The 25197-nt window shown below is 24.7% G+C and carries 32 protein-coding genes and 3 pseudogenes; 22 read left to right on the top strand and 13 right to left on the bottom strand.

What is annotated here, in order from left to right; all coding sequences use genetic code 4:
• Window positions 1-12 precede the first annotated feature (12 nt).
• From atpG to ABWV63_RS09005, 3 genes are read left to right on the top strand one after another with little or no spacing between them, the layout of a single operon-like run.
• Window positions 13-864, top strand: coding sequence for an ATP synthase F1 subunit gamma (atpG, locus tag ABWV63_RS08995; RefSeq protein WP_353306080.1), 852 nt, complete (start codon window positions 13-15; stop codon window positions 862-864).
• Between the two features lie 17 nt (window positions 865-881).
• Window positions 882-2444: a F0F1 ATP synthase subunit beta gene (atpD, locus tag ABWV63_RS09000; protein WP_353306081.1), complete on the top strand. Its 1563-nt coding sequence runs from the start codon at window positions 882-884 to the stop codon at window positions 2442-2444.
• A 14-nt stretch (window positions 2445-2458) separates the two neighbouring features.
• On the top strand, window positions 2459-2776 hold the full coding sequence (locus ABWV63_RS09005) for a F0F1 ATP synthase subunit epsilon (RefSeq protein WP_353306082.1): 318 nt from the start codon (window positions 2459-2461) through the stop codon (window positions 2774-2776).
• Between the two features lie 262 nt (window positions 2777-3038).
• Here ABWV63_RS09005 and ABWV63_RS09010 read toward each other — a convergent pair whose 3' ends face one another.
• A complete protein-coding gene (locus tag ABWV63_RS09010; protein WP_353306083.1) occupies window positions 3039-3314 on the bottom strand; it encodes an IS630 transposase-related protein in 276 nt (91 codons plus the stop codon).
• A 404-nt stretch (window positions 3315-3718) separates the two neighbouring features.
• Here ABWV63_RS09010 and uvrA point away from each other — a divergent pair, with 404 nt between their 5' ends.
• Together uvrA and ABWV63_RS09020 are read left to right on the top strand one after the other, a co-directional pair.
• A complete protein-coding gene (gene uvrA, locus ABWV63_RS09015; protein WP_353306084.1) occupies window positions 3719-6589 on the top strand; it encodes an excinuclease ABC subunit UvrA in 2871 nt (956 codons plus the stop codon).
• Between the two features lie 211 nt (window positions 6590-6800).
• Complete coding sequence (locus ABWV63_RS09020) at window positions 6801-7067, top strand: helix-turn-helix domain-containing protein (RefSeq protein WP_353306085.1); 267 nt, start codon at window positions 6801-6803, stop codon at window positions 7065-7067.
• Here the strand turns inward: ABWV63_RS09020 and ABWV63_RS09025 are convergent.
• From ABWV63_RS09025 to ABWV63_RS09045, 5 genes and pseudogenes are all read right to left on the bottom strand, one after another.
• A pseudogene (locus tag ABWV63_RS09025) lies at window positions 7064-7930 on the bottom strand (IS256 family transposase). The gene ABWV63_RS09020 and the pseudogene ABWV63_RS09025 overlap by 4 nt on opposite strands.
• Before the next feature lie 131 nt (window positions 7931-8061).
• Window positions 8062-8184, bottom strand: a complete 123-nt coding sequence (locus ABWV63_RS09030) for a hypothetical protein (RefSeq protein WP_353306086.1) — start codon at window positions 8182-8184, stop codon at window positions 8062-8064.
• Window positions 8185-8266: 82 nt separating this feature from the next.
• Window positions 8267-8740: a hypothetical protein gene (locus tag ABWV63_RS09035; RefSeq protein ID WP_353306087.1), complete on the bottom strand. Its 474-nt coding sequence runs from the start codon at window positions 8738-8740 to the stop codon at window positions 8267-8269.
• Window positions 8741-8895: 155 nt separating this feature from the next.
• Window positions 8896-10134 carry a rod shape-determining protein gene (locus ABWV63_RS09040; protein WP_353306088.1) on the bottom strand — a complete coding sequence of 413 codons (1239 nt, stop codon included), beginning with the start codon at window positions 10132-10134 and terminating at the stop codon, window positions 8896-8898.
• Window positions 10135-10163: 29 nt separating this feature from the next.
• On the bottom strand, window positions 10164-11303 hold the full coding sequence (locus tag ABWV63_RS09045; RefSeq protein WP_353306089.1) for a rod shape-determining protein: 1140 nt from the start codon (window positions 11301-11303) through the stop codon (window positions 10164-10166).
• Between the two features lie 178 nt (window positions 11304-11481).
• Between ABWV63_RS09045 and rsmA the strand changes: the two genes are divergently transcribed.
• From rsmA to ABWV63_RS09105, 12 genes and pseudogenes are all read left to right on the top strand, one after another.
• The gene (rsmA, locus tag ABWV63_RS09050) at window positions 11482-12324 is read left to right on the top strand and encodes a 16S rRNA (adenine(1518)-N(6)/adenine(1519)-N(6))-dimethyltransferase RsmA (RefSeq protein ID WP_353306090.1); all 843 of its coding nucleotides are present in this window, start codon (window positions 11482-11484) and stop codon (window positions 12322-12324) included.
• Between the two features lie 263 nt (window positions 12325-12587).
• The gene (locus ABWV63_RS09055) at window positions 12588-13595 is read left to right on the top strand and encodes a ribose-phosphate pyrophosphokinase (RefSeq protein ID WP_353306091.1); all 1008 of its coding nucleotides are present in this window, start codon (window positions 12588-12590) and stop codon (window positions 13593-13595) included.
• Between the two features lie 21 nt (window positions 13596-13616).
• Window positions 13617-14180 carry an aminoacyl-tRNA hydrolase gene (gene pth, locus ABWV63_RS09060; protein WP_353306092.1) on the top strand — a complete coding sequence of 188 codons (564 nt, stop codon included), beginning with the start codon at window positions 13617-13619 and terminating at the stop codon, window positions 14178-14180.
• Window positions 14181-14703: 523 nt separating this feature from the next.
• Window positions 14704-14865 (top strand): hypothetical protein, encoded by a 162-nt coding sequence (locus tag ABWV63_RS09065; protein WP_353306093.1) that lies wholly within the window; start codon window positions 14704-14706, stop codon window positions 14863-14865.
• Between the two features lie 283 nt (window positions 14866-15148).
• Window positions 15149-15445 (top strand): IS630 transposase-related protein, encoded by a 297-nt coding sequence (locus ABWV63_RS09070; RefSeq protein WP_353306094.1) that lies wholly within the window; start codon window positions 15149-15151, stop codon window positions 15443-15445.
• Between the two features lie 40 nt (window positions 15446-15485).
• Complete coding sequence (locus ABWV63_RS09075; protein WP_353306095.1) at window positions 15486-15677, top strand: hypothetical protein; 192 nt, start codon at window positions 15486-15488, stop codon at window positions 15675-15677.
• Window positions 15678-15702: 25 nt separating this feature from the next.
• Window positions 15703-15888: a transposase gene (locus tag ABWV63_RS09080; RefSeq protein WP_353306096.1), complete on the top strand. Its 186-nt coding sequence runs from the start codon at window positions 15703-15705 to the stop codon at window positions 15886-15888.
• A gap of 95 nt (window positions 15889-15983) precedes the next feature.
• On the top strand, window positions 15984-16157 hold the full coding sequence (locus ABWV63_RS09085; RefSeq protein ID WP_353305528.1) for a hypothetical protein: 174 nt from the start codon (window positions 15984-15986) through the stop codon (window positions 16155-16157).
• Window positions 16142-16441 (top strand): transposase family protein, encoded by a 300-nt coding sequence (locus ABWV63_RS09090; RefSeq protein WP_353306097.1) that lies wholly within the window; start codon window positions 16142-16144, stop codon window positions 16439-16441. The genes ABWV63_RS09085 and ABWV63_RS09090 overlap by 16 nt, the downstream gene beginning before the upstream one ends.
• Before the next feature lie 134 nt (window positions 16442-16575).
• Complete coding sequence (locus ABWV63_RS09095) at window positions 16576-16836, top strand: transposase family protein (protein ID WP_353306098.1); 261 nt, start codon at window positions 16576-16578, stop codon at window positions 16834-16836.
• A gap of 200 nt (window positions 16837-17036) precedes the next feature.
• Window positions 17037-17177: pseudogene (locus ABWV63_RS09100) on the top strand (transposase); the annotation flags it as partial.
• 94 nt (window positions 17178-17271) lie between these two features.
• Window positions 17272-17760 (top strand): IS630 family transposase, encoded by a 489-nt coding sequence (locus ABWV63_RS09105; protein ID WP_353306100.1) that lies wholly within the window; start codon window positions 17272-17274, stop codon window positions 17758-17760.
• 411 nt (window positions 17761-18171) lie between these two features.
• Here ABWV63_RS09105 and ABWV63_RS09110 read toward each other — a convergent pair whose 3' ends face one another.
• Window positions 18172-18816 carry a transposase family protein gene (locus ABWV63_RS09110; RefSeq protein ID WP_353306101.1) on the bottom strand — a complete coding sequence of 215 codons (645 nt, stop codon included), beginning with the start codon at window positions 18814-18816 and terminating at the stop codon, window positions 18172-18174.
• An 18-nt stretch (window positions 18817-18834) separates the two neighbouring features.
• Window positions 18835-19023, bottom strand: coding sequence for a hypothetical protein (locus ABWV63_RS09115; RefSeq protein ID WP_353306102.1), 189 nt, complete (start codon window positions 19021-19023; stop codon window positions 18835-18837).
• Window positions 19024-19327: 304 nt separating this feature from the next.
• Here ABWV63_RS09115 and ABWV63_RS09120 point away from each other — a divergent pair, with 304 nt between their 5' ends.
• The 3 genes from ABWV63_RS09120 (at window position 19328) to ABWV63_RS09130 (ending at window position 20828) form a co-directional block, all read left to right on the top strand.
• Window positions 19328-19600, top strand: coding sequence for a hypothetical protein (locus ABWV63_RS09120; RefSeq protein ID WP_353306103.1), 273 nt, complete (start codon window positions 19328-19330; stop codon window positions 19598-19600).
• A gap of 2 nt (window positions 19601-19602) precedes the next feature.
• A complete protein-coding gene (locus ABWV63_RS09125) occupies window positions 19603-20013 on the top strand; it encodes a hypothetical protein (RefSeq protein WP_353306104.1) in 411 nt (136 codons plus the stop codon).
• 470 nt (window positions 20014-20483) lie between these two features.
• Window positions 20484-20828: a hypothetical protein gene (locus ABWV63_RS09130; protein WP_353306105.1), complete on the top strand. Its 345-nt coding sequence runs from the start codon at window positions 20484-20486 to the stop codon at window positions 20826-20828.
• Between the two features lie 424 nt (window positions 20829-21252).
• Here the strand turns inward: ABWV63_RS09130 and ABWV63_RS09135 are convergent, their stop codons facing one another.
• Entirely contained in the window at window positions 21253-21750 is a 498-nt protein-coding gene (locus ABWV63_RS09135) for a transposase (RefSeq protein ID WP_353306106.1), read from the bottom strand.
• 139 nt (window positions 21751-21889) lie between these two features.
• On the opposite strand from ABWV63_RS09135, the pseudogene ABWV63_RS09140 reads away from it, so the two are divergent.
• A pseudogene (locus ABWV63_RS09140) lies at window positions 21890-23125 on the top strand (IS256 family transposase).
• On the opposite strand, the gene ABWV63_RS09145 reads toward ABWV63_RS09140, so the two are convergent.
• The 4 genes from ABWV63_RS09145 to ABWV63_RS09160 all read right to left on the bottom strand — a co-directional run bounded on the left by ABWV63_RS09145 (window position 23122) and on the right by ABWV63_RS09160 (window position 24784).
• On the bottom strand, window positions 23122-23727 hold the full coding sequence (locus ABWV63_RS09145) for an IS256 family transposase (RefSeq protein ID WP_353306107.1): 606 nt from the start codon (window positions 23725-23727) through the stop codon (window positions 23122-23124). The pseudogene ABWV63_RS09140 and the gene ABWV63_RS09145 overlap by 4 nt on opposite strands.
• A 3-nt stretch (window positions 23728-23730) precedes the next feature.
• Entirely contained in the window at window positions 23731-23868 is a 138-nt protein-coding gene (locus ABWV63_RS09150; RefSeq protein WP_353305566.1) for a hypothetical protein, read from the bottom strand.
• A 93-nt stretch (window positions 23869-23961) separates the two neighbouring features.
• A complete protein-coding gene (locus ABWV63_RS09155; RefSeq protein ID WP_353306108.1) occupies window positions 23962-24621 on the bottom strand; it encodes an IS630 family transposase in 660 nt (219 codons plus the stop codon).
• Complete coding sequence (locus tag ABWV63_RS09160; RefSeq protein WP_353306109.1) at window positions 24599-24784, bottom strand: IS630 transposase-related protein; 186 nt, start codon at window positions 24782-24784, stop codon at window positions 24599-24601. Before ABWV63_RS09160 ends, ABWV63_RS09155 begins: the two co-directional genes overlap by 23 nt.
• Window positions 24785-25014: 230 nt before the next feature.
• Between ABWV63_RS09160 and ABWV63_RS09165 the strand changes: the two genes are divergently transcribed.
• Complete coding sequence (locus tag ABWV63_RS09165; RefSeq protein ID WP_353306110.1) at window positions 25015-25188, top strand: hypothetical protein; 174 nt, start codon at window positions 25015-25017, stop codon at window positions 25186-25188.
• Window positions 25189-25197: the final 9 nt, after the last annotated feature.

The following is a 25197-nucleotide window of genomic DNA, read 5'->3' on the forward strand; positions in this document are numbered from 1 at the left end:
AGGTGAAATATCATGGCTCAAAGCATGGAACAAATTAGACAAAAAATTAAATCTGTTGATACTAGTTATAAAATTACTAAAGCAATGCAACTAGTATCAACAGCTAAATTAAAAAAAGTAGGTAAAAGAATTGAGATGATTAAACCTTATTATTCTGAAGTTTATGATACATTCAATCAACTAATACCTAAATTAAGTAATTCAATTTATTTAAAAACAAAAGATCAAGTTATTAATAAAACAATATGAGCCGTTTTTAATTCTAATTTAGGATTATGTGGTGGTTTTAATAATAATTTAAATAAATTAGTATTAGAACAATATAAACCACAAGATGAAATAGTTGTTATTGGTAGTAAAGGAGTTTCATACTTTACTAATCATCATTGTAAAATTATGCAATCTTATACTGAAATTAACATTCAATCATCATATAATGATTCACAAGAGATATCTTTGTTGTTACTTTCTAAGTTTAATAATAAAGAAACTGATGCTATTAAAATTGCATATACAAAATATGTAAATACGGTAACAACAATTCCGACAATTATTGATTTATTGCCAATTTTTTCTATTAAAACTAATCAAGAAAGTAATTTAATTCAAACCGATTTTGAACCAGACGTTAATACTGTTATTAATAGTGCTATCCCTTTATATGTTGGTGCCATTGTTTATGGTGGATTAGTAGAATCACAAGTGTCAGAGCAAGCATTACGAAGATTAGCAATGGAAAATGCTTCAAATAATGCCAAAGAAATGAAAGATAAATTATTAGTAAGTTATAATCGTGCCCGTCAAGGTGCTATTACCCAAGAAATTTCAGAAATTATTGGTGGCACTGATACCCAATCATCATAATAAAGGAGTAAACTAAAATGAAAAATGCAACTAGTAAAAAATCTATAACAATTAAAGAAAAAAAAGTTAGTGATAAAAATTCTTTAAAAAAGGATAATACTAAAGTTATTGCTAAAGTAAAAGCAAAAGTCACTAAAAAAGTAGTTAATAGCAAAGAAAATGTTAAAACTAGTAAACAATTACCAACTAAACGAAATATTGGAAAAATTGTTCAAATTTCAGGTCCGGTTATTGATATTCGTTTTAATGATAATAGTTTACCTAATTTAAATAATGCTATTAGTATTGATAATAATGGTCAAAAATTAATTGTTGAAGTTGCAAAACATATTGGTGATGATAGTGTTCGTTGTATTTCAATGGGTCCAACTGAAGGATTACTACGTGGTCTTGAAGCAGTTGATTTAGGAATACCAATTAGTGTTCCTGTTGGTGAAGAAGTTTTGGGTAGACTTTTTAATGTATTGGGTGAAGTCATTGATGAGGGTAAAGAACTTAAAACTAAATTAAAATATCCTATTCATCGTACAGCTCCTAGTTTTGATGAATTACAATCAAAATCAGAAATTTTAGAAACTGGAATTAAAGTTATTGATTTATTAGCGCCTTATGCTAAAGGTGGGAAAATTGGTTTATTCGGTGGAGCTGGAGTTGGTAAAACAGTTTTAATTCAAGAATTAATTAATAACATAGCTAAAGAACATGATGGTATTTCTGTCTTTTCAGGAGTTGGCGAAAGAACACGTGAGGGTAATGATTTATATTATGAAATGCAAGAGTCAGGTGTTATTAGTAAAACCGCTTTAGTGTTTGGTCAAATGTCAGAACCGCCAGGTGCTAGAATGCGTGTTGCATTAACTGGTTTAACAATTGCTGAATACTTCCGTGATGAAAAACAGCAAGATGTATTATTATTTATTGATAATATATTTCGTTTTACACAAGCTGGTAGTGAAGTATCAGCCTTATTAGGAAGAATGCCTTCAGCAGTAGGATACCAACCAACATTATCGACAGAAATGGGTGCTTTACAGGAACGTATTGTATCAACAACACGTGGTTCTATTACATCTGTACAAGCAGTATATGTACCAGCCGATGATCTAACTGATCCAGCTCCTGCGACAACATTTACTCACTTGGATGCTAAAATTGTTTTAGATCGTAATATTGCTGCTTTAGGGCTTTATCCTGCTGTTCATCCTTTACAATCTTCATCAAGAATGTTAGATCCTGCTATTGTTGGTCAGGAACATTATGATGTTGCACAAAGAGTTATTGAAACAATTCAACGTTTTTCTGAATTAGAACCAATCATTGGTATTTTAGGAATGGATGAGTTGAGTGAAGAAGATAAAAAAATAGTAGCTAGAGCAAGAAGAATTCGTAATTTTTGTTCACAACCATTTCATGTTGCTGAAAAATTTTCGGGTTTAAATGGTATTTATATTCCTATTAGTCAAACTGTTAATAGTTTTAAACAAATTTTAGATGGTGAATGCGATGATTTACCAGAGCAAGCATTTTTATATGTAGGAACTATTGAACAAGCAATTGAAAAGGCAAAGAAATTGAGATAATTGAAGGTGATATTATGGCGTTAAATCTTAAAATTATTACTCCTGATGGTATTTTTTTCGATGGAGAAGTACAGTGAGTTAATGTTAAAACAACTGAAGGCTATGTTGGTATTCTTGAATGGCATACACCTTTGATTGCTAATATTCAAATATCAAAAATGTCATTTAAAATTAAAGAAAAAATTCGTAATTTAACGATTTCTGGTGGACTTTTGGTAACTGATTTACATATGATTCGTATTATTAGTGATAAAGTTGAATATACATCAATTTTAAAAGAGCAAGAAACAAAGGTATTTGATGAACGTATTAAAAGGGTTAGTGTAGGTTAATAAATATGCATGATTCACATTTAATAAAATGAATAATTGAAATAAGTATTTATCTTTTTAGTTTTATTGCTAGCTGATTTGCTGTAAAAGCAATTCCTTTTAATAAATTTCTTGATCATAAAAGAATAAAAGAATCATGAATTTTATGTATAGCTAACTAAAGTAATGTTTACTCATATCTTGAAAAACAAAATCAATCGCTTTTTGGTAATGTTTAGTCATATCACCAAATTTTTCAATCACTTTTTGAAATGTAACATCTTTATTTTGCGCTAAATAATTTTTTAATTCATCTAAATCCTTTATTTTGTGCTAAATAATTTTTTAATTCATCTAAATTCTTTATTTTGTGGCTATGTCCTTTTTGATAATTCAAAATTGGTTTTATATGCCCAGTTTCTTTTTTTCTTTTTCTTCATAAGAATAAAGTCTTTCTAGTAATATTGAACACTTTACAAATTTCTTTAATTTTCATGTTTGTACTTTCATAGGCTTCGATTACTTTTCTTCGTAAGTCTTCGCTGTATGGTTTTGGCATAATTTAATCTTCCTAATCTATTTTAAATATTGCTGAATTGTACTTTTAAATTCAAAAACTGTTTAAATTACATATTATTATTTTACATTATTTATGAGTAAACATTACTTTAGTTAGCTATATATTGTTCATTTTTTTTGTAATTTAAGTTTTTATATACTTTATTTTGCAATAAATAATTTTAAAATTTTAAATATTGATTTAGATTATTTTGGAACTTTCCTAAAAACTGTGTTTTTTAAATAAATTTTAGTTGTAAAATCACTAAGTTACACAGATTACTAAACATTACCAATATTCTAATTATAATTGATATTCTTTAATATTAATTAGCAATAATGCTATTAAAGTTAATTATATATAGTATATAATTAATTAGAAAGAGCATATAAGTGGAGGAATAAATGACAGATAATCAAAAATATATTACTGTTAAAGGTGCACGTGAACATAATTTAAAAAATGTTAATATTAAAATTCCAAAGTATAAGTTAGTAGTTATTACTGGTGTCTCAGGAAGTGGTAAATCATCATTAGCTTTTAATACAATTTATGCAGAAGGAAGGCGAAGATATGTTGAATCACTTTCAGCCTATGCTCGTCAATTTTTAGGAAACAGCGAAAAACCTGATGTTGATGCTATTTATGGTTTAGCACCAGCAATTTCTATTGATCAAAAAACTACAAGTAATAATCCTCGCAGTACTGTTGGTACTGTTACTGAAATTTATGATTATTTGCGTTTACTTTATGCACGAATTGGAACTCCTTATTGTAATAAGGTTCATGGTCCAATTAGCACGCAAACTTTAAAAGAAATGGTTAATAAAATTAAAACGTTAGAAGATAATACTAATATTGAAATTTTAGCACCAGTTATTAATGCTAAAAAAGGTAGTCATCAAGATTTATTAGCAAAATTAAAACAAGAAAATTTTTTGCGAGTTAAAATTAATAATAAAATATATAGTTTAGATGAACCAATTGAATTGAATAAATCATTACGTCATGATATCGATATTGTTATTGATCGTATTAAATTTACCAATGATGATAATACTATTTCACGAATTAATGATGCTTTAGAAGTTGCTTTAAATCATAGTAATGGTTTAGCAAAGGTTATTTTATCGAAAACAAATGAAACGTGATTATTTTCTCAAAAATATGCTTGTAAAATTTGTGGATTTTCAATTCCCAGTTTAGAACCGCGTTTATTTTCTTTTAATGCACCAAGTGGAGCGTGTTTTGATTGTAAAGGCTTGGGAATAAAATTAGAAGTTGACGAAGAATTATTAATGCCAGATTTAAAATTATCAATTAATGATGGCGGCATTGAGTATTATAAAAACTTAGTTGGTACTAGTAATTTAGAATGACAAAAATTAAAAGTTCTTTGTTATCATTATTTAATTGATTTGAATCAGCCATTAAAAAATTTAACAAAAACACAACTTAATTATATTATGCGCGGTAGTGATGAAGCCATTACTTTCAGTATTACTTCGGCAAATGGTCGTAAATATCCTAATCATGATTATATTGAAGGCATTGCCACTTTAATTGAAAGACGTTTTTTAGAAACAACTAGTGATTTTGCCCGTGATTATTATCGTAAATTTATGAGTGAACGCACTTGTTTAACTTGTCAAGGAACAAGATTAAATGAATTTGCATTGGCAGTTAAAATTAAAGATGAAAATAATAAAGAAATGAATATTAGTCAGTATACTAATTTAGACATCGAAGAAAGTTTAACATTTATGTTAAATATTAAATTATTACCTTATCAACAAGAAATTGCTAAATTAATATTAGTAGAAATCATTAATCGTTTAAGTTTTTTAACTAATGTTGGTTTAGGTTATTTAAACTTATCGAGAATGGCACAAACTTTATCTGGTGGTGAATCACAACGGATTCGATTAGCAACTCAAATTGGTTCAAAATTAACGGGAGTATTGTATGTTCTTGATGAACCTTCAATTGGTTTACATCAACGTGATAATGTTAAGTTAATTGAAACTTTAAAACAAATGCGAGATCTTGATAATACATTATTAGTAGTAGAACACGATGAAGATACAATGTGAGCAGCAGATTGATTAATTGATATTGGTCCAAAAGCCGGAATTTATGGTGGTGAAGTAATTGCTGAAGGTACACCACAGCAAGTTGCTAATAACCCTAATTCAATTACTGGACAATATTTAAATGGTGAAAAATTTATTGTGTTACCTAAATCAAGAAGAAGTGGTAATGGTAAAGTTATTGAAATTCAAGAAGCACAAGCTAATAATTTACGTAAAATAAATGTTAAATTACCTTTAGGTAAATTTATTTGTGTTACTGGTGTTTCAGGAAGTGGCAAATCAACGCTTGTTAATGATATTTTACATAATAGTATTCAAAAGTATTTGGGTTTAAAGGGACAAAGACCAGGAAAACATAAAGCAATAAAAGGGATTGAATTTATTGATAAAATTGTTGCTATTTCGCAAGAACCAATTGGCAGAACACCAAGGAGTAATCCCGCTACTTATACTTCAGTTTTTGATGATATTCGTGATTTATTTACACAAACACAAGAATCAAAAATTAGAGGATATGCTAAAGGTAGATTTTCATTTAATGTACCAGGAGGAAGATGTGAACGTTGTTCTGGCGATGGTGTTATTAAAATTGCGATGCATTTTTTACCAGATGTTTATGTAACTTGCGAAATTTGTGAAGGAAAACGTTATAATAGTGAAACAATACAAGTTAAATATAAAGGTAAAAATATTTATGATGTACTAGAACTGCCTGTTGATTTAGCATTAACTTTTTTTGCTAATCATCCAAAAATCCATAAAAAATTAGCAACGATACAAGAAGTAGGATTAGGATACGTAAAATTAGGGCAACCCGCTACTGAATTATCTGGCGGTGAAGCACAAAGAGTGAAACTAGCTAAAGAATTACAAAAACGTGCTACTGGCAAAACTATGTATATTTTAGATGAACCAACTACTGGTTTACACGTTGATGATATTAAAAGGTTAATTGAAGTTTTAAATAAAATCGTTAATCATGGTGATACTGTTGTTGTAATTGAACATAACTTAGAAGTTATTAAAGTTGCTGATTACATTATTGATCTAGGACCTGAGGGTGGTAAATTTGGTGGTGAAATCATTGCTACAGGAACACCAGAACAAGTAATAACAAATCCTAAGTCTTATACCGGACAATATTTAAAAGCAGTTATTAATCGCGATTTGAATAGAAAATAATTAAAATATTTTCTGTAGTATTCTTGAATTTTAACAAAAGAAGTGGAGAAATAAAATGTCTTTAGAAGTAGTACCAAATTTAAAAGAAATATAGCTAACTAAAGTGATGTTTACTCATAAATAATGTAAAATAATAATATGTAATTTAAACAGTTTTTGAATTTAAAAGTACAATTCAGCAATATTTAAAATAGATGAGGAAGATTAAATTATGCCAAAACCATACAGTGAATACTTGCGAAGAAAAGTAATAGAAGCCTATGAAAGTAAAAACATGAAAATTAAAGAAATTTGTAAAGTGTTCAATATTACTAGAAAGACTTTATTCTTATGAAGAAAAAGAAAAACAGAAACTGGGCATATAAAACCAATTTTGAATTATCAAAAAGGACATAGCCACAAAATAAAGAATTTAGATGAATTAAAAAATTATTTGAGGCTTTTTAAAAATCTGTGTATCTTTTTACAAAGTTACTAGTTTAGATTAATTCTATCTTCAAATTTTATCATAAAATGAGCAATTGCTGTATTTCAATTTTTAATGGGCACTGTTCATTTTTTTGTTATATTTTCAATTGCTAAGTAAAATATTTTAAAAACTGCCATATCATTTGGAAAAACTTTTTTATTTCTAACAACTTTTCGTAATTGACTATTAACATATTCAATAGCATTTGTTGTATAAATCACTCTTTTGATTTCTGCATGATAACTAATAAAAACCATTAAATTATCTCAATTTTTATATCATGATTTAGTAATTTGAGGATATTGTTTATTTCATTTACTTTCAAAAGATTCTAAAGCTTGCATTGCTTGTTCTTCGCTACATGCACTATAAATTGGTTTTAAATCTGTAACTAGTGATTTTCTATGTTTTTATGAAAAATATTTTAAACTATTTCTAATTTGATGAACTATGCATAATTGATGTTCGGTTTTAGGATAAACTGATTGTATTGCTTCTGACATTCCTGTTAAATTGTCACTACAAGCAATAAGAATATCATTTAAGCCTCGATTTTTCATTTCTGTGAAATTAGATAATCAAAACTTAGAACCTTCATTTTCACTAATTCATAAGCCTAAAACATCTTTTTTACCTTCTAAATCAACTCCTAGTGCTATATAAACTGATTTGTTAATAATGCGTTTATCTTGTCGTACTTTAACTACTATACAATCAAAATAAACAATCGGATAAACACTTTCTAATGGCCGATTTTGTCATGCTTTAACATCATCAATAAAATCATCAGTAATTTGGCTAATAACACTTTCACTAATATCAGCACCATGATATAACTCTTGTAACTGCATTCTAATATCTGATAAAGTCATGCCTTTTGCATATAATGAAAGAACTGGTAATGTTCAGTAATATGTGTAACTTACAAAAATATTAACAAATTATTGACCAAATATTAAAAAAGCGATTGATTTTGTTTTTCAAGATATGAGTAAACATTACTTTAGTTAGCTATATATAAACCTCCCTCTTTAAAAACCGTTGTTAAATCTTCAGTATTTTCTAATAATAAATCTACTGCTTTTGATATTGGATCATTATTATTGATATTTTGTTTTTTAGACATACGTAACTCACTCTTTCTATTTATTTAATTTTATTTACTAGAATTAATTAAACATAGTTATTTTTGTAAGTTACACAGATTACTAAACATTACCATAAACTCCAACAATCAAGGTTTTACTCAACAAGGAAGATCCTTGTTGAATAAAACCTACATGTGAAAGATACATTTCATCCATCTGTGCTGTGCCATCATCAATGAACCCTGCATCTTGATTCCAAATTCTAGTTCTGATTTCATGACCCATTCTTCAAGTTGTTTTATATGTCACACCCAATTCCCTTGCAACATCTGTTGATGGTATACCATGCTTTGTGTTTATTCATCTAAAGATGAGATAAAACCAAGATGTCAAAGGTGTTTGTGACTTGTGAAAAATGGTGTCATGAAGAATAATAAATGTTTGATGACATTTCAAACATCTTATTCTTCTTAAATCAGAAACATTCAAACTAGAAGAAGCACACCTGATACATTTCATTATTTTCAACTTCGCTATATATTTCAAACAATCGTTTTCATTTTGAAATATGCTATTGAATTCATTTCAATTCATTTTTTCCTCCGCACTAGTACATGTGGGGATAATTTCCTAATGTATTTTAAGTATGATTATTAATTTTTTTTATTTTATATAGTAATTTATTATTTATATAAGTAAAAAATGCACTTCTATAAATTTTAAAAGTGCATTTTATTTAAACTTATTTTTTATCCTAAATCTTCATCTTTTGTTAGAATTTCGCGGTTAGGATTTTGTTCAACTATTAATTGTTTGTAAATTGTATCACGATATTTTACACAACCATCAATAACATTATCTAAAGGATTTTGAGCAACACGTACTTCAAAGATATCTCCCTCATATTTTTGACGAATTGGTTTTGTAGCTTTTTCAGCTTTAACTTCGATGAAATATTCCTTAGCCAATTCTTCTTTAATAAATTCATCAATTTTTTTAATGTAAGCTCCACCACCACAAATTGTGATTCCCTTACCTTTTTTCTTTAAGTCACTAACACTACCAGCAGCTTTTTCCCCAGAAGTTCTTAGTACTCTACGAATTGATGGAATAACATGTTCTCTAAATTGAACTTGCATTACATTTTCACGAATTTCTTCTGGTGTAATTTCAATAGTTTTAGAAATTGACATTGTTTCTCCTGGCTGAGAGTCTAATCTAGGTAATGAAACACCTGAAATAGTGTATGGTTTTTCATCTTGATATTTCATAAGTGAACCGATGTTCTTTTTAACATCTTCTGCTTCTTTAGTACCAATTTTTAAAGCATGCTTTTTAGCTATGTATTCTTGAATTTTTTGTGTTAAATAGTCTCCAGCACAATGTGTTGTATATGAATATAGGATTGAATCGTTGCTAATTACGGCAATATCAGTACTTCCCCCACCAATATCAACACACATAATTGCAACTCCAAAAATATCTTGGCCTGAACCTAAAGCTGCCATTTTAACTTCTTCTTGAACAAATCCACGAAGTGCTCCTAAACGATGAACTATATTTTCTAACGCTTCTCTTTGCACTGAATTAATTTCACTTGGTGTTGCCATTAAAACAATTAAATTACGGTTTTTATCAGTTTGTTTTGAATCTTTAATTTCAAGTCTAAAATCTTGAAAAATTTTAGCAAGGATACGTTGTAAAGCATCTGGATCAGCAATATTACCATCACGAACTGGACGTTTAATAACAACATTTTCATTTGTTTTATCAATTAAAGCTTTAGCTTCTTCACCATAAAGAATAACATTTTTTTCATAGTCTTCAGCAAGATAAGTTGGTGCATCATATGTAAGTCCAATGTTAACATACCTTGCTTTAAAGTTTTCTGTTCCAATATCTAAAGCTAATCATTGGTAGTCATTAATAGACTTAATATTACTTTTTTTATTTAATTTTTCTTTGGGTTTTTTATCAAATAATCCCATTTTTTTCCTCCTTCTACACACCTGGAATTTTAATTACTTGGTCTAATGAATCCTTTTTCATATACATCTTGTTTATGAGTTTCATAGGCTTGGGTCCCTCTAATTACACATTCTCTTGGATTATTAGCAGATACCACATGTTCTAAATTTAGTCGTTTTTTTAGATAAGTTGTAATATTTTCAAACAAAGCACCCCCACCAGTGATAGTTAAACCGTCTTTCATAATCATTTCTGAAAAGGCAGGTCCAGCTTTATCAATAATGTCACTACATAGTGCAACAATTGGTTCAAAGGCTTCAGTAACTACTCTAGCTACTTCTTGCTTAGGGACTGTAATTTGTTCAGGTTTTTTAGTTTTAGTACTTTTTCCATGGATAGTAATTTTATTTTCACTATCTTTTTCACCATCTATTCAAATACCAGCACTAATCTTTGTTTTTTCAGCCTCCATTGAACTAAGAGATATATAGTGCATTTTTTCAAAATGTTCTTTAATACTACGTTCAATATCATTTCCAGCAATTGGAATTGAATCTTGAACAATAACTTCTCCACTTGATAAAATGGCACAGTCAGAAGTTCCGCCACCAATATCAAGAATAAATACTCCTGAAGCATCTCAAAGCGCTTCCCCAGCACCAATAGCCGCCAATTTTACTTCAGGAACAATAACAACTTTTTCAGCTTTCATTACGCTTTCATTATTTGCATTATATCTATTGGGAAATTTATCACTATAAATTGGAATTTTAGCTATTTTTTTTCCTTGTAGAATTTCACGTAAAACAGTTCTATCTAATTTATAAACCTTAGACGGAATAGCTACAAGTGCTACTGAATTTTCTCAAATTTTTTCAGCTTTCACATCAATAATTTGTGTAAAAATTTCAGTTAATAAAGCAATCAAAGCATTATTATCATTAATAACACCATTAGCCATTGGTTCTCTGAAAATTTTATTCGATGGAGTTTTTTCTTTCATTAATAAAGCGGCTTCACCAATGAATACTTCTCCGTTTTCTGTATCAAATACAATTGCTGATGGTTGACTATAAACAACCCTTCCATTAACTCTGACAATTAAATTTCTTGTTCCTAAATCTAGAGAAACAATATTAACGTCTTGGTTATTGTGTCCGTCATTAGCAACTTCTATTTTTGTTGCCATATAAAAATCATCTCCTTTTCCCACTCAAATTAATATTTATTTATTAAGTTGATATATGTTAATATTACCACATGTAGATTTGCTAGTAGTAAATTTAGCATATATGATTAGTTGGCTAACTATTTATTTAATTATTACTAGTATATAATTAACTAAAAATGTGAATTGGAGAATAATAATGGAAAATCCAAAAAAAATATTGAAAAAATACGACTTACATGTAGTTAAAAAGTTTGGGCAAAACTTTTTAATTAACAATAATATAATTGATAAAATTGTTAAAACTAGTAATTTTAAAGATGAAGATGGCATTGTTGAAATTGGAGCGGGCATTGGTCATTTAACTAATAAATTACTCAGCACTGCGCAAAAAGTTGTGACAATTGAAATTGACAAAAAATTAATTCCTGTTTTAGAAAAGGAGTTAAATGAATACAAAAATTTAAAAATTATAAATGATGATTTTTTAAATTTAGATTTAAAAAAAATCATTAATGAAGAATTTGCAATAAATCAAAAAATTAATGTAATTGCAAATTTGCCTTATTATATTACTTCACAAATTGTTTTAAAATTATTAGAAAATATTGAATTATTTGATTCATTTACATTAATGATGCAAAAAGAAGTTGCACAAAGATTTTGTGCTAAACCTAAAACTAAAGTATATAATAATCTTTCTGTTATGTGTCAATTTTATTGTGATGTTAAAATTATTTTTGATGTTAGTCCTAATAATTTTACTCCGATACCTAATGTTACAAGTAGTGTTGTTTATTTTAAAGTAAATCCTAAATTTCAACTTGATGAACCACAATTATTTTGAAAATTTGTAAGAAGTTGTTTTGTTAATAAGAGAAAAACATTAGTTAACAATTTGGGTATTTATTTAAATAGCAAAGAAAAAGCCGTTAATTTAATTAACGACTTATCTTGATCATTAACAATAAGATCTGAAGAATTAACATTTTCAATGTTTTATCAGTTATTTACTATTATTAATAAATACCTTTCAGAATAATTATTAAAATTAATGATATTAGAATGTGGATAATAAGTATATAAAACACCTCAGCAATAATCCTTGTTTATTAATAAACATATTTTTAAATATTTATTATCCGTTAACTATTATAATGATTTTATTTTTTCTTGCAAAAGATATAACTTTTTATTAATTATTTTTAATTAATAGTCTTTAAATTTAATATACTTAAATTGTAATAAACATTGTATAATGAAATTATAATTATAATTTTTTAGAAACATGTAAAGGAGGATTTAATGAATAATGTAGAAAAAATTGTAATTTTTGGTTTAAGTGCTAATCAAAAATTTACACAAGAAGTTTGTAAAAAACTTAATATTGAACCTGGAAAAGCAGAAATTAGTCGTTTTGCTGATGGTGAATTTAACATTCAATCTATAACATCAGTGCGAGGGAAAGTGGTATATATTATCCAATCAACTTCGCCGCCAACTAATGATAATTTAATGGAATTATTAATTTTTGTTGATGCTTTAGTTCGTGCATCTGCTGCTAAAATTCATGTAGTAATCCCTTATTTTGGTTATGCTCGTCAAGATCGAAAACAAGGTGGTAGACAGCCTATTACTTGTAAACTTGTTGCAAATTTATTAACTGTTGCGGGTGTTGATCGTGTTATTACTGTTGATTTACATTCACCACAAGAACAAGGATTTTTTGATGTTCCTGTTGATGATTTACGAGCAACTCAAGATTTAGCATCTTATTTAATTGAAGAAAATTTAACTAATTTAGTTGTTGTATCTCCAGATCATGGTGGTGTTACTCGTGCTCGAAGATTAGGCAATTATTTAAGTGTACCTTTGGCAATTATTGATAAAAGAAGAACAACTCCTAATCAAAGTCAAGTTAAGTTTGTATTAGGAGATGTTAAAGAAAAGAATGCTATTATTATTGATGATATGATTGATACAGGTGGTACTGTTATTAATGCAGCAAAAGCTATTAAAGAACATGGCGCAAAATCAGTTTATATTTTGGCTACTCATGGTATTTTTAGTGGTCAAGCTTCAAAAAATTTGAAACAAGCTGTTATTGATGGAATTATTAAGGAAGTTGTTATTACTGATACTATTGAAATTTCTGAGGAAAAAAAGTTTAATGGTTTAAAAATTATTTCAATTTCTGATTTTATTGCAAAAATGATTGATGCTTCAATTAATAATAAATCATTAACAAAAGTTTATGATGATAAAACAAATGAATTAATAAAAAAAATTAATAATAAAAATAGTAAAAAATAATAAAGAGGAAATTTAAAGTAGATGAAATTAGTTATTGGATTAGGAAACCCAGGTAAAGAGTATGAATTGACACGTCATAATATTGGTTTTATTATTATTGATATGATTTGTGAAACATTACAATTAAAAATTAATCAAACTAAATTTAATGGTCAATATGTTAAAACTGTTGTTAACAGCACTGATGTTATTTTTTTGAAACCATTAACTTTTATGAACTTATCAGGTTTTTGTGTTTCGAATTTTATGAATTATTTTAAAATTAAAATTGAAAACGTGTTAATTATTCACGATGAAGTTGACTTAAATTTTGGTCAATTTCAATACAAACAAAAAATTAGTGCTGCTGGTAATAATGGAATTAAAAGTATTTTTAATCAAATTGGTAGTAAAGATTTTCAAAGATTAAGAATTGGTGTTGGTAAAAATCCTAATTTTAACACGGCTGATTGAGTTTTGAGTAAGTTTAGTAATGATGAGTTAAATAATATAAAGGATCATAAACAATTTTTTGTAGAAAGCATTATTAGTTGAATTACTGATAGTAATTTTTTAAATATTATGAATAAATATAATAAAAAATAATGGGAGCGTATCGAAGATGTCAATAACTAAAAAGTTTTAAAAATAGCTCCTTTCTTTTTTAAACCCTTAAATTAAAAATAATTGATAAAAGACGAGAATAAAAATCTCGTCTTTTTTTTGTAATTGTAAAATTTTAAAATTTTTAATAAACCTATTTAACGCTATTATCAACACGTGTTAGGGAACTAAAAAAGTGAACTACAACACAGTTGTTAAAAATAGTAGCTAGAGCATGTGGACTTGCATGGATAAATAAAAAGTGGAGTCATACCTAATAAAATATACTAACCATTTAATGGTAATCTTTGGGGTGGGAGCGGATTGGAAACTAGTATATATATAGCTAACTAAAGTAATGTTTACTCATAAATAATGTAAAATAATAATATGTAATTTAAACAGTTTTTGAATTTAAAAGTACAATTCAGCAATATTTAAAATATATTAGGAAGATTAAATTATGCCAAAACCATACAGTTAAGACTTACAAAGAAAAGTAATAGAAGCCTATGAAAGTAAAAACATGAAAATTAAAGAAATTTGTAAAGTGTTAAATATTACTAGAAAGACTTTATTCTTATGAAGAAAAAGAAAAAAAGAAACTGGGCATATAAAACCAATTTTGAATTATCAAAAAGGACATGGCCACAAAATAAAGGATTTAGATGAATTAAAAAATATTTAGCGCAAAATAAAGATGTTACAGTTCAAAAAGTAATTGAAAAATTTGGTGATATGAATAAAAAAACAGTTTATAACTATTTCAAAAAACTAAATTATACATATAGCTAACTAAAGTAATGTTTACTCATAAATAATGTAAAATAATAATATGTAATTTAAACAGTTTTGGAATTTAAAAGTACAATTCAGCAATATTTAAAATAGATTAGGAAGATTAAATTATGCCAAAACCATACAGTTAATACTTACGAAGAAAAGTAATAGAAGCCTATGAAAGTAAAAACATGAAAATTAAAGAAATTTGTAAAGTGTTCAATATTACTAGAAAGACTTTATTCTTATGAAGAAAAAGAAAAAAAGAAACTGGGCATATAAAACCAATTTTGAATTATCAAAAAGGACATAGCCACAAAATAAAGGATTTAGATGAATTAAAAAATTATTTAGCGCAAAATAAAGATGTTACAGTTCAAAAAGTAATTGAAAAATTTGATGATATGACTAAAGGAACAGTTTATAACTATTTCAAAAAACTAAATTATACATATAAAAAAAACTTTTTTATATGAACAAAAAGATAAAAATAAAAAAGAATATTTTTTAAAAGAAATAGCTAAAATAATGAATGAAGATTTAGTATATATTGATGAATCTGGAATTGATGATAATGAATTTTATAAATATGGTTGATCTGAAAAAGGTAAAAGATTATTTGATAATAAACCCGCATATAAAATAAAAAGAATGAGTATAATTGGTTGAGGCTTTTTAAAAATCTGTGCATCTTTTTACAAAGTTACTAGTTTAGATTAATTCTATCTTCAAATTTTATCATAAAATGAGCAATTGCTGTATTTCAATTTTGAATGGGCATTGCAACAGTAAAATTTTTGAATCATATGTAAAAAATATACTAATTCCAGTATTAAAGCGTGGACAAATTATAGTTTTAGATAATGCAACGTTTCATAAATCTAAATTAACACAACAATTAATTGAAAATGTTGGATGCAAACTATTATAGACATATTCCGTAAATAAATTTTTTAAAAGTCAATTAATAATTTAAAATTTATTTTATAATTTCTTTATTAATAAATTAATAAGGTGTTGATAAAAATGAATTTTGAAAATTTAAAAAAATTAAAAAATGAACAATTTTATAGATATTTTGGTATAAAACGTTTTCATTTTGATGAAATGTTAACAAAATTAATTGAAATAGAAAATTTAAAAAAACTAAAGGTAGAAAATATAAACTTTCAGTTGAAGAAAGATTGATGATGACTTTAGTATACTGAAAAGAATATTATACTTTTTTCCAAATGAGTATTAAATATAAAATGAGTGCATCAAGTTGTTTTCGAAATATTACTTGATCAGAAAATAAACTTAGTGATGACAAAGATTATCAGTTTTTAAAAACAAAATATAAATCAAAAATTGAGAAAAAACAAGAAGATTTAAATGAATTTCAATTTTATTTAATTGATTCAACTGAAATTGAAATTGAAAGACCAACTAAAAAAAACTACAGTTATAATATTTTTCTGGTAAAAGTTGAATGTTTTCTATAAAATTTCAAATTATATATGACTTTTTTAATAAAAAAATTGTTGATATTTTTGCTGATAATGGAAAAGTACATGATTTTCAAATATTAAAAAATTCAAATCTTTAATTTTCAGAAAAAACAATAATTATTGGTGATTTGGGATATCAAGGAATACAAAATATTTATAAAAATACTATATTACCAATTAAAAAAACTAAAAATAAAAAATTAACTAAACAAGAAAAAATCTACAATAAAATTATTTCAAAAATTAGAATTAAAGTTGAACATTTTTTTGCTTGATTAAAAAGATTCAAAATTTTAATAAATAAATGTAGAAAAAGTATATTTAGACTTATGTACTTAAGATTTAACTTACTTTGTGAAATTTTTAATAAAACAAAACCATTAAAATAAAAAAATATTAAAAATATTTTTTTAAAAATTTAAATTTTTATCAAGTTAATATAAAAATAATATTAACAATTTTTGTGTTTGAAATATAAATTTATTTTTAAAGTATTTTTTTAAAAATATTAACTTCTATAATTATTAACACTAAAAAATTTATAAATATTATTATTGACAATTGATTAAATTTATTTACGGAATATGTCTTATTTCTTCCGCCATATTCTCCTAATTTAAATCCAATTGAACATTTTTGATTTGCTATAAAACATAATATAAGAAAAATATTACCAAATTATTGACCAAATATTAAAAAAGCGATTGATTTTTTTTCAAGATATGAGTAAACATTACTTTAGTTAGCTATATAAAAAAACTTTTTTATATGAACAAAGAGATAAAAATAAACAAGAATATTTTTTAAAAGAAATATCTAAAATAATGAATGAAGATTTAGTATATATTGATGAATCTGGAATTGATGATAATGAATTTTATAAATATGGTTGATCTGAAAAAGGTAAAAGATTATTTGATAATAAACCCGCATATAAAATAAAAAGAATGAGTATAATTCGTTCACTAAATAAAGGTAAATTAAAAGCCCTATGAGCATTTGAAGGACATTGCAACAGTAAAATTTTTGAATCATATGTAAAAAATATACTAATCCCAGTATTAAAGCGTGGACAAATTATAGTTTTAGATAATGCAACGTTTCATAAATCTAAATTAACACAACAATTAATTGAAAATGCTGGATGCAAACTATTATTTCTTCCGCCATATTATCCTAATTTAAATCCAATTGAAAATTTTTGATTTGCTATAAAACATAATATAAGAAAAATATTACCAAATTATTGGCCAAATATTAAAAAAGCGATTGATTTTGTTTTTCAAGATATGAGCAAACATTACTTTAGTTAGCTATAGATCTGCTTAGGGAACCTACTATATTAATTCTATTCTTTATTTAACCAACCTTGCCACTCCCCAGTGAGCAAGTGTTGGTTTTATTTTTTATTTTTTTTGAAAAAATTTTTGGGCGATAAAATAAATTTCAAACTTGTAAAAAAAATTGAGTGGTGCCGGTTCAATTAAAATATTAATTTGTTAAACACAAATTAAATAAATATTAGACATATTCCGTAAATAAATTTAATCAATTGTCAATAATAATATTTATAAATTTTTTAGTGTTAATAATTATAGAAGTTAATATTTTTAAAAAAATACTTTAAAAATAAATTTATATTTCAAACACAAAAATTGTTAATATTATTTTTATATTAACTTGATAAAAATTTAAATTTTTAAAAAAATATTAAAAATATTTTTTTATTTTAATGGTTTTGTTTTATTAAAAATTTCACAAAGTAAGTTAAATCTTAAGTACATAAGTCTAAATATACTTTTTCTACATTTATTTATTAAAATTTTGAATCTTTTTAATCAAGCAAAAACATGTTCAACTTTAATTCTAATTTTTGAAATAATTTTGTTGTAGATTTTTTCTTGTTTAGTTAATTTTTTATTTTTAGTTTTTTTAATTGGTAATATAGTATTTTTATAAATATTTTGTATTCCTTGATATCCCAAATCACCAATAATTATTGTTTTTTCTGAAAATTCAAGATTTGAATTTTTTAATATTTGAAAATCATGTACTTTTCCATTATCAGCAAAAATATTAACAATTTTTTTATTAAAAAAGTCATATATAATTTGAAATTTTATAGAAAACATTCAACTTTTACCAGAAAAATATTCTAACTGTATTTTTTTAGTTGGTCTTTCAATTTCAATTTCAGTTGAATCAATTAAATAAAATTGAAATTCATTTAAATCTTCTTGTTTTTTCTCAATTTTTGATTTATATTTTGTTTTTAAAAACTGATAATCTTTGTCATCACTAAGTTTATTTTCTACTCAAGTAATATTTCGAAAACAACTTGATGCACTCATTTTATATTTAATACTCATTTGGAAAAAAGTATAATATTATTTTCAGTATACTAAAGTCATCATCAATCTTTCTTCAACTGAAAGTTTATATTTTCTACCTTTAGTTTTTTTTAAATTTTCTATTTCAATTAATTTTGTTAACATTTCATCAAAATGAAAACGTTTTATACCAAAATATCTATAAAATTGTTCATTTTTTAATTTTTTTAAATTTTCAAAATTCATTTTTATCAACACCTTATTAATTTATTAATAAAGAAATTATAAAATAAATTTTAAATTATTAATTGACTTTTAAAAAATTTATTTACGGAATATGTCTATTATTTATGCTACAAGCAACAGAATATATTAGAAAGAACTATTATGAAAAAGTATTTTTGTTGAACATGTAAACAACATAAATTAGATTATTTATTCTTTAATACTGATGATATAAAAACAAGACAAAACTTTTTAAGAGACAAAAATAATAAAGCAATTTGTTATGACTGTATTTTAAATGTTAGGTTAAGTAGGAGGTATAAATATGAATAAACAAAAACCATTTTCTTATAAAGACCAAGAAATTATTAATGAATATAATAAAAAACGTAATCAAGAAATAATAAAAGAACATTTAAATAATATAGAAAAATTAAGAGAAGATTTTAAAAAAGAAGTAATTAATGAATATAAAGAAAAAATAATTAATAGAATACTTGATTATGAAACCTTTTATATTGGTGATACACAAGGTTTAACTCCATTCGGATTTATTATTAAATTAAGAGATGAAATTAAAAATGGAGAATTTGATTAATAATGCAATATGAAATAAAGATTGGTATTGACCCAGCTGGTATTGGCGATAATGGAATTGTTATATATTCAAATGAAACTAATATTATTATTTTTCATGAAACATTCCAAGCGAAAACTATTTTAGAATGTAAAAATATTTATAAAGAAAAATTAAAATATTTTAAGAAATTTTTAAATAATAAAAAAGTATTAGTAAGTGTAGAAAATTTTTATTTAAACCCAAAACAATTATTAACCAATCCCTTAGCAACACCTAAAATTATTGGTGCATTAATGGTATTAGTACAAGATATTATGAATTGAGATTATCAAGAAAACCATCCAAAAAATAAAGATAAAATACCAAATTATCAAGGAAATATAAAATTAACAAAACATGAACAAGATGCGTATAAGCAAACCCAATTATAAGGAATTATAAAAATGAAAGATAAATCCAATTATGTGAAATTAACAGTAAAACTAAGTAATGCTATTGAATCAAAATATTACGAAAAAGGTAATAAATAATTATATTATAATGTTAGAGGTCAATGAAATGGATTAAACTATGTTACTTTAATTTTTAATAACCCAAAATTTTATAAACGATTTATTTTATTAAACAAAAATGATGAAATTATAGTAACTGGTCAAATCTTTAATACTTTAAACATTCCTAAAAATCGTGCATTTTGTTCAATAAATGTTAAATGATTTAAAAAATGAAAAGAGTAAAAAATGATATTATGAAAAATTTTATTAATAGTACCGATATTAATAAAAAGCATAACACTAATAATATTTTTAATATTTATTATTAAAGAATTAAAAAATGAATATAAAGTATTAAAAATATTCAGTGAAATTGCTAATTAAATTAAAAATAAGGAGAATAAGTAATGAATAGATGTACATGAACTGAAACAATAACATTTGAAAAATTTATTCATGAACCACATTATGATGAAATTAAAAATGAACAAAGACAAAGACAATGTGAAAATATGACAGATGAGCAATTTGATGAATATTGTAGAGCATATTGTAAAGAACATATAATTAAAGTTTATGAAATTAATAAATCAAGGCATAAAAATTGTATTAATAAGGAAAAATTAATTAATTTTATTATAACAACTCTAAAAGAAAATAAAGAATCTAATTCTAGTGATTCATTTAAATTAGGAAAAGAAAGTGTTTGATTTAATCTTCAGATTTATATTAATGAAGGAGACTTGGATTAATTATAATATTACCTACTTTATTTTAAAATAAAGATGAAATTGAAATATTATCACCATTTCCAAAATCAATTCATACAAGTAATGATATTAGAGCAATTATTTTAAGACAATACCCAAATGTTAAATCAAAACACATAATTGTTTCTGACCCAGAAAGTAATGTTGCATTAATAGTTGGTGATAATGATGTTTATCAAGGTTGAATTAAAGTAACAATTAAAAAATTAGAAAATTAAAGGAGAACAAATAAATGTAAAAGGAAAAAATTAAAATTAGAAATTATGAATTTTAATTAAATTCTTATGTATAGCTAACTAAAGTAATGTTTACTCATATCTTGAAAAACAAAATCAATAGCTTTTTTAATATTTGGTCAATAATTTGGGAGGCTTTTTAAAAATCTGTGTATCTTTTTACAAAGTTACTAGTTTATATTAATTCTATATTCAAATTTTATCATAAAATGAGCAATTGCTGTATTTCAATTTTGAATGGGCGTTGTTCATTTTTTTGTTATATTTTCAATTGCTAAGTAAAATATTTTAAAAACTGCCATATCATTTGGAAAAACTTTTTTATTTCTAATAACTTTTCGTAATTGACTATTAACAGATTCAATAGCATTTGTTGTATAAATCACTCTTTTGATTTCTGGAGGATAACTAATAAAAACCATTAAATTATCTCAATTTTTATATCATGATTTAGCAATTTGAGGATATTGTTTATTTCATTTACTTTCAAAAGATTCTAAAGCTTGCATTGCTTGTTCTTCACTACATGCACTATAAATTGGTTTTAAATCTGTAACTAGTGATTTTCTATGTTTGTATGAAACATATTTTAAACTATTTCTAATTTGATGAACTATGCATAATTGATGTTCGGTTTTAGGATAAACTGATTGTATTGCTTCTGACATTCCTGTTAAATTGTCGCTACAAGCAATAAGAATATCATTTAAGCCGGTAATGTTTAGTAATCTGTGTAACTTACAAAAATAACTATGTTTAATTAATTCTAGTAAATAAAATTAAATAAATAGAAAGAGTGAGTTACTTATGTCTAAAAAAAATATTAATAATAATGATCCAATATCAAAAGCAGTAGATTTATTACTAGAAAATACTGAATATTTAACAACAGTTTTTAAAGAGGGAGTTTTATATAAAGAATTAACAAAAAGATTAGTTGAAAAAATGTTGAATTCTGAAATGCAAAATTATTTAGGATATGAAAAAAATCAAAATAATACTAGTGAAAATGCTCGTAATGGTATAAGTTCAAAAAAATTAATAACTCAACAAGGTAAAATTGAGATTAATGTACCACGAGATCGTAATAGTAATTTTGAGCCAGTAATAGTTGCAAAAAGACAAAGAAGATTTGATGGTTTTGATCAACAAGTTCTTTCATTATATGCCAAAGGCATGACTTTATCAGATATTAGAATGCAGTTACAAGATTTATATCATGGTGCTGATATTAGTGAAAGTTTTATTAGTCAAATTACTGATGATTTTATTGATGATGTTAAAGCATGACAAAATCGGCCATTAGAAAGTGTTTATCCGATTGTTTATTTTGATTGTATAGTAGTTAAAGTACGACAAGATAAACGAATTATTAACAAATCAGTTTATATAGCACTAGGAGTTCATTTAGAAGGTAAAAAAGATATTTTAGGTTTATTAATTAGTGAAAATGAAGGTTCTAAGTTTTGATTATCTAATTTCACAGAAATGAAAAATCGAGGCTTAAATGATATTCTTATTGTTTGTAGTGACAATTTAACAGGAATGTCAGAAGCAATACAATCAGTTTATCCTAAAACCGAACATCAATTATGCATAGTTCATCAAATTAGAAATAGTTTAAAATATGTTTCATACAAACATAGAAAATCACTAGTTACAGATTTAAAACCAATTTATAGTGCATGTAGTGAAGAACAAGCAATGCAAGCTTTAGAATCTTTTGAAAGTAAATGAAATAAACAATATCCTCAAATTGCTAAATCATGATATAAAAATTGAGATAATTTAATGGTTTTTATTAGTTATCCTGCAGAAATCAAAAGAGTGATTTATACAACAAATGCTATTGAATCTGTTAATAGTTAATTACGAAAAGTTATTAGAAATAAAAAAGTTTTTCCAAATGATATGGCAGTTTTTAAAATATTTTACTTAGCAATTGAAAATATAACAAAAAAATGAACACTGCCCATTCAAAATTTAAATACAGCAATTGCTCATTTTATGATAAAATTCGAAGATAGAATTAACCTAAACTAGTATCTTTGTAAAAAGATACACAGATTTTTAAAAAGCCTCTTTAAGCCTCGATTTTTCATTTCTGTGAAATTAGATAATCAAAACTTAGAACCTTCATTTTCACTAATTCATAAACCTAAAACATCTTTTTTACCTTCTAAATCAACTCCTAGTGCTATATAAACTGATTTGTTAATAATGCGTTTATCTTGTCGTACTTTAACTACTATACAATCAAAATAAACAATCAAATAAACACTTTCTAATGGCCGATTTTGTCATGCTTTAACATCATCAATAACATCATCAGTAATTTGACTAATAACACTTTCACTAATATCAGTACCATGATATAACTCTTGTAACTGCATTCTAATATCTGATAAAGTCATGCCTTTGGCATATAATGAAATAACTTGTTGATCAAAACCATCAAATCTTCTTTGTCTTTTTGCAACTATTACTGGCTCAAAATTACTATTACGATCTCGTGGTACATTAATCTCAATTTTACCTTGTTGAGTTATTAATTTTTTTGAATTTATACCATTGCGAGCATTATCACTATTATTATGTTGATTTTTTTCATATCCTAAATAATTTTGCATTTCAGAATTCAACATTTTTTAAACTAATCTTTTTGTTAATTCTTTATATAAGCCTCCCTCTTTAAAAACTGTTGTTAAATCTTCAGTATTTTCTAGTAATAAATCTACTGCTTTTGATATTGGATCATTATTATTGATATTTTGTTTTTTAGACATAAGTAACTCACTCTTTCTAGTTATTTAATTTTATTTACTATAATTAATTAAACATAGTTATTTTTGTAAGTTACACAGATTACTAAACATTACCTAATTTGGTAATATTTTTCTTATATTATGTTTTATAGCAAATCAAAAATGTTCAATTGGATTTAAATTAGGAGAATATGGTGGAAGAAATAATAGTTTGCATCCAGCATTTTCAATTAATTGTTGTGTTAATTTAGATTTATGAAACGTTGCATTATCTAAAACTATAATTTGTCCACGCTTTAATACTGAAATTAGTATATTTTTTACATATGATTCAAAAATTTTACTGTTGCAATGTCCTTCAAATGCTCATAGGGCTTTTAATTTACCTTTATTTAGTGAACCAATTATACTCATTTTTTTTATTTTATATGCGGGTTTATTATCAACTAATCTTTTACCTTTTTCAGATCAACCATATTTATAAAATTCATTATCATCAATTCCAGATTCATCAATATATACTAAATCTTCATTCATTATTTTAGCTATTTCTTTTAAAAAATCTTCTTGTTTATTTTTATCTCTTTGTTCATATAGAAAAGTTTTTTTATATGTATAATTTAGTTTTTTGAAATAGTTATAAACTATTTCTTTAGTCATATCACCAAATTTTTCAATTACTTTTTGAACTGTAACATCTTTATTTTGCGCTAAATAATTTTTTAATTCATCTAAATCCTTTATTTTGTGGCTATGTCCTTTTTGATAATTCAAAATTGGTTTTATATGCCCAGTTTCTTTTTTTTCTTTTTCTTCATAAGAATAAAGTCTTTATAGTAATATTGAACACTTTACAAATTTTTTTAATTTTCATGTTTTTACTTTCATAGGCTTCTATTACTTTTCTTCGTAAGTCTTCACTGTATGGTTTTGGCATAATTTAATCTTCCTAATCTATTTTAAATATTGTTGAATTGTAATTTTAAATTCAAAAACTGTTTAAATTACATATTATTATTTTACATTATTTATGAGTAAACATTACTTTAGTTAGCTATAGTAGATTCATTAGAAATATTCCATAAATAAATTTTTTAAAAGTAAATTAATAATTTAAAATTTATTTTATAATTTCTTTATTAATAAATTAATAAGGTGTTGATAAAAATGAAGTTTGAAAATTTAAAAAAATTAAAAAATGAACAATTTTATAGATATTTTGGTATAAAACGTTTTCATTTTGACGAAATGTTAACAAAATTAATTGAAATAGAAAATTTAAAAAAACTAAAGGTAGAAAATATAAACTTTCAGTTGAAGAAAGATTGATGATGACTTTAGTATACTGAA

The sequence above is a fragment of the Spiroplasma ixodetis genome, assembly GCF_040369795.1.
In the GTDB taxonomy this organism is placed as follows: Bacteria; Bacillota_I; Bacilli_A; order Mycoplasmatales; family VBWQ01; genus Spiroplasma_E; species Spiroplasma_E ixodetis_B.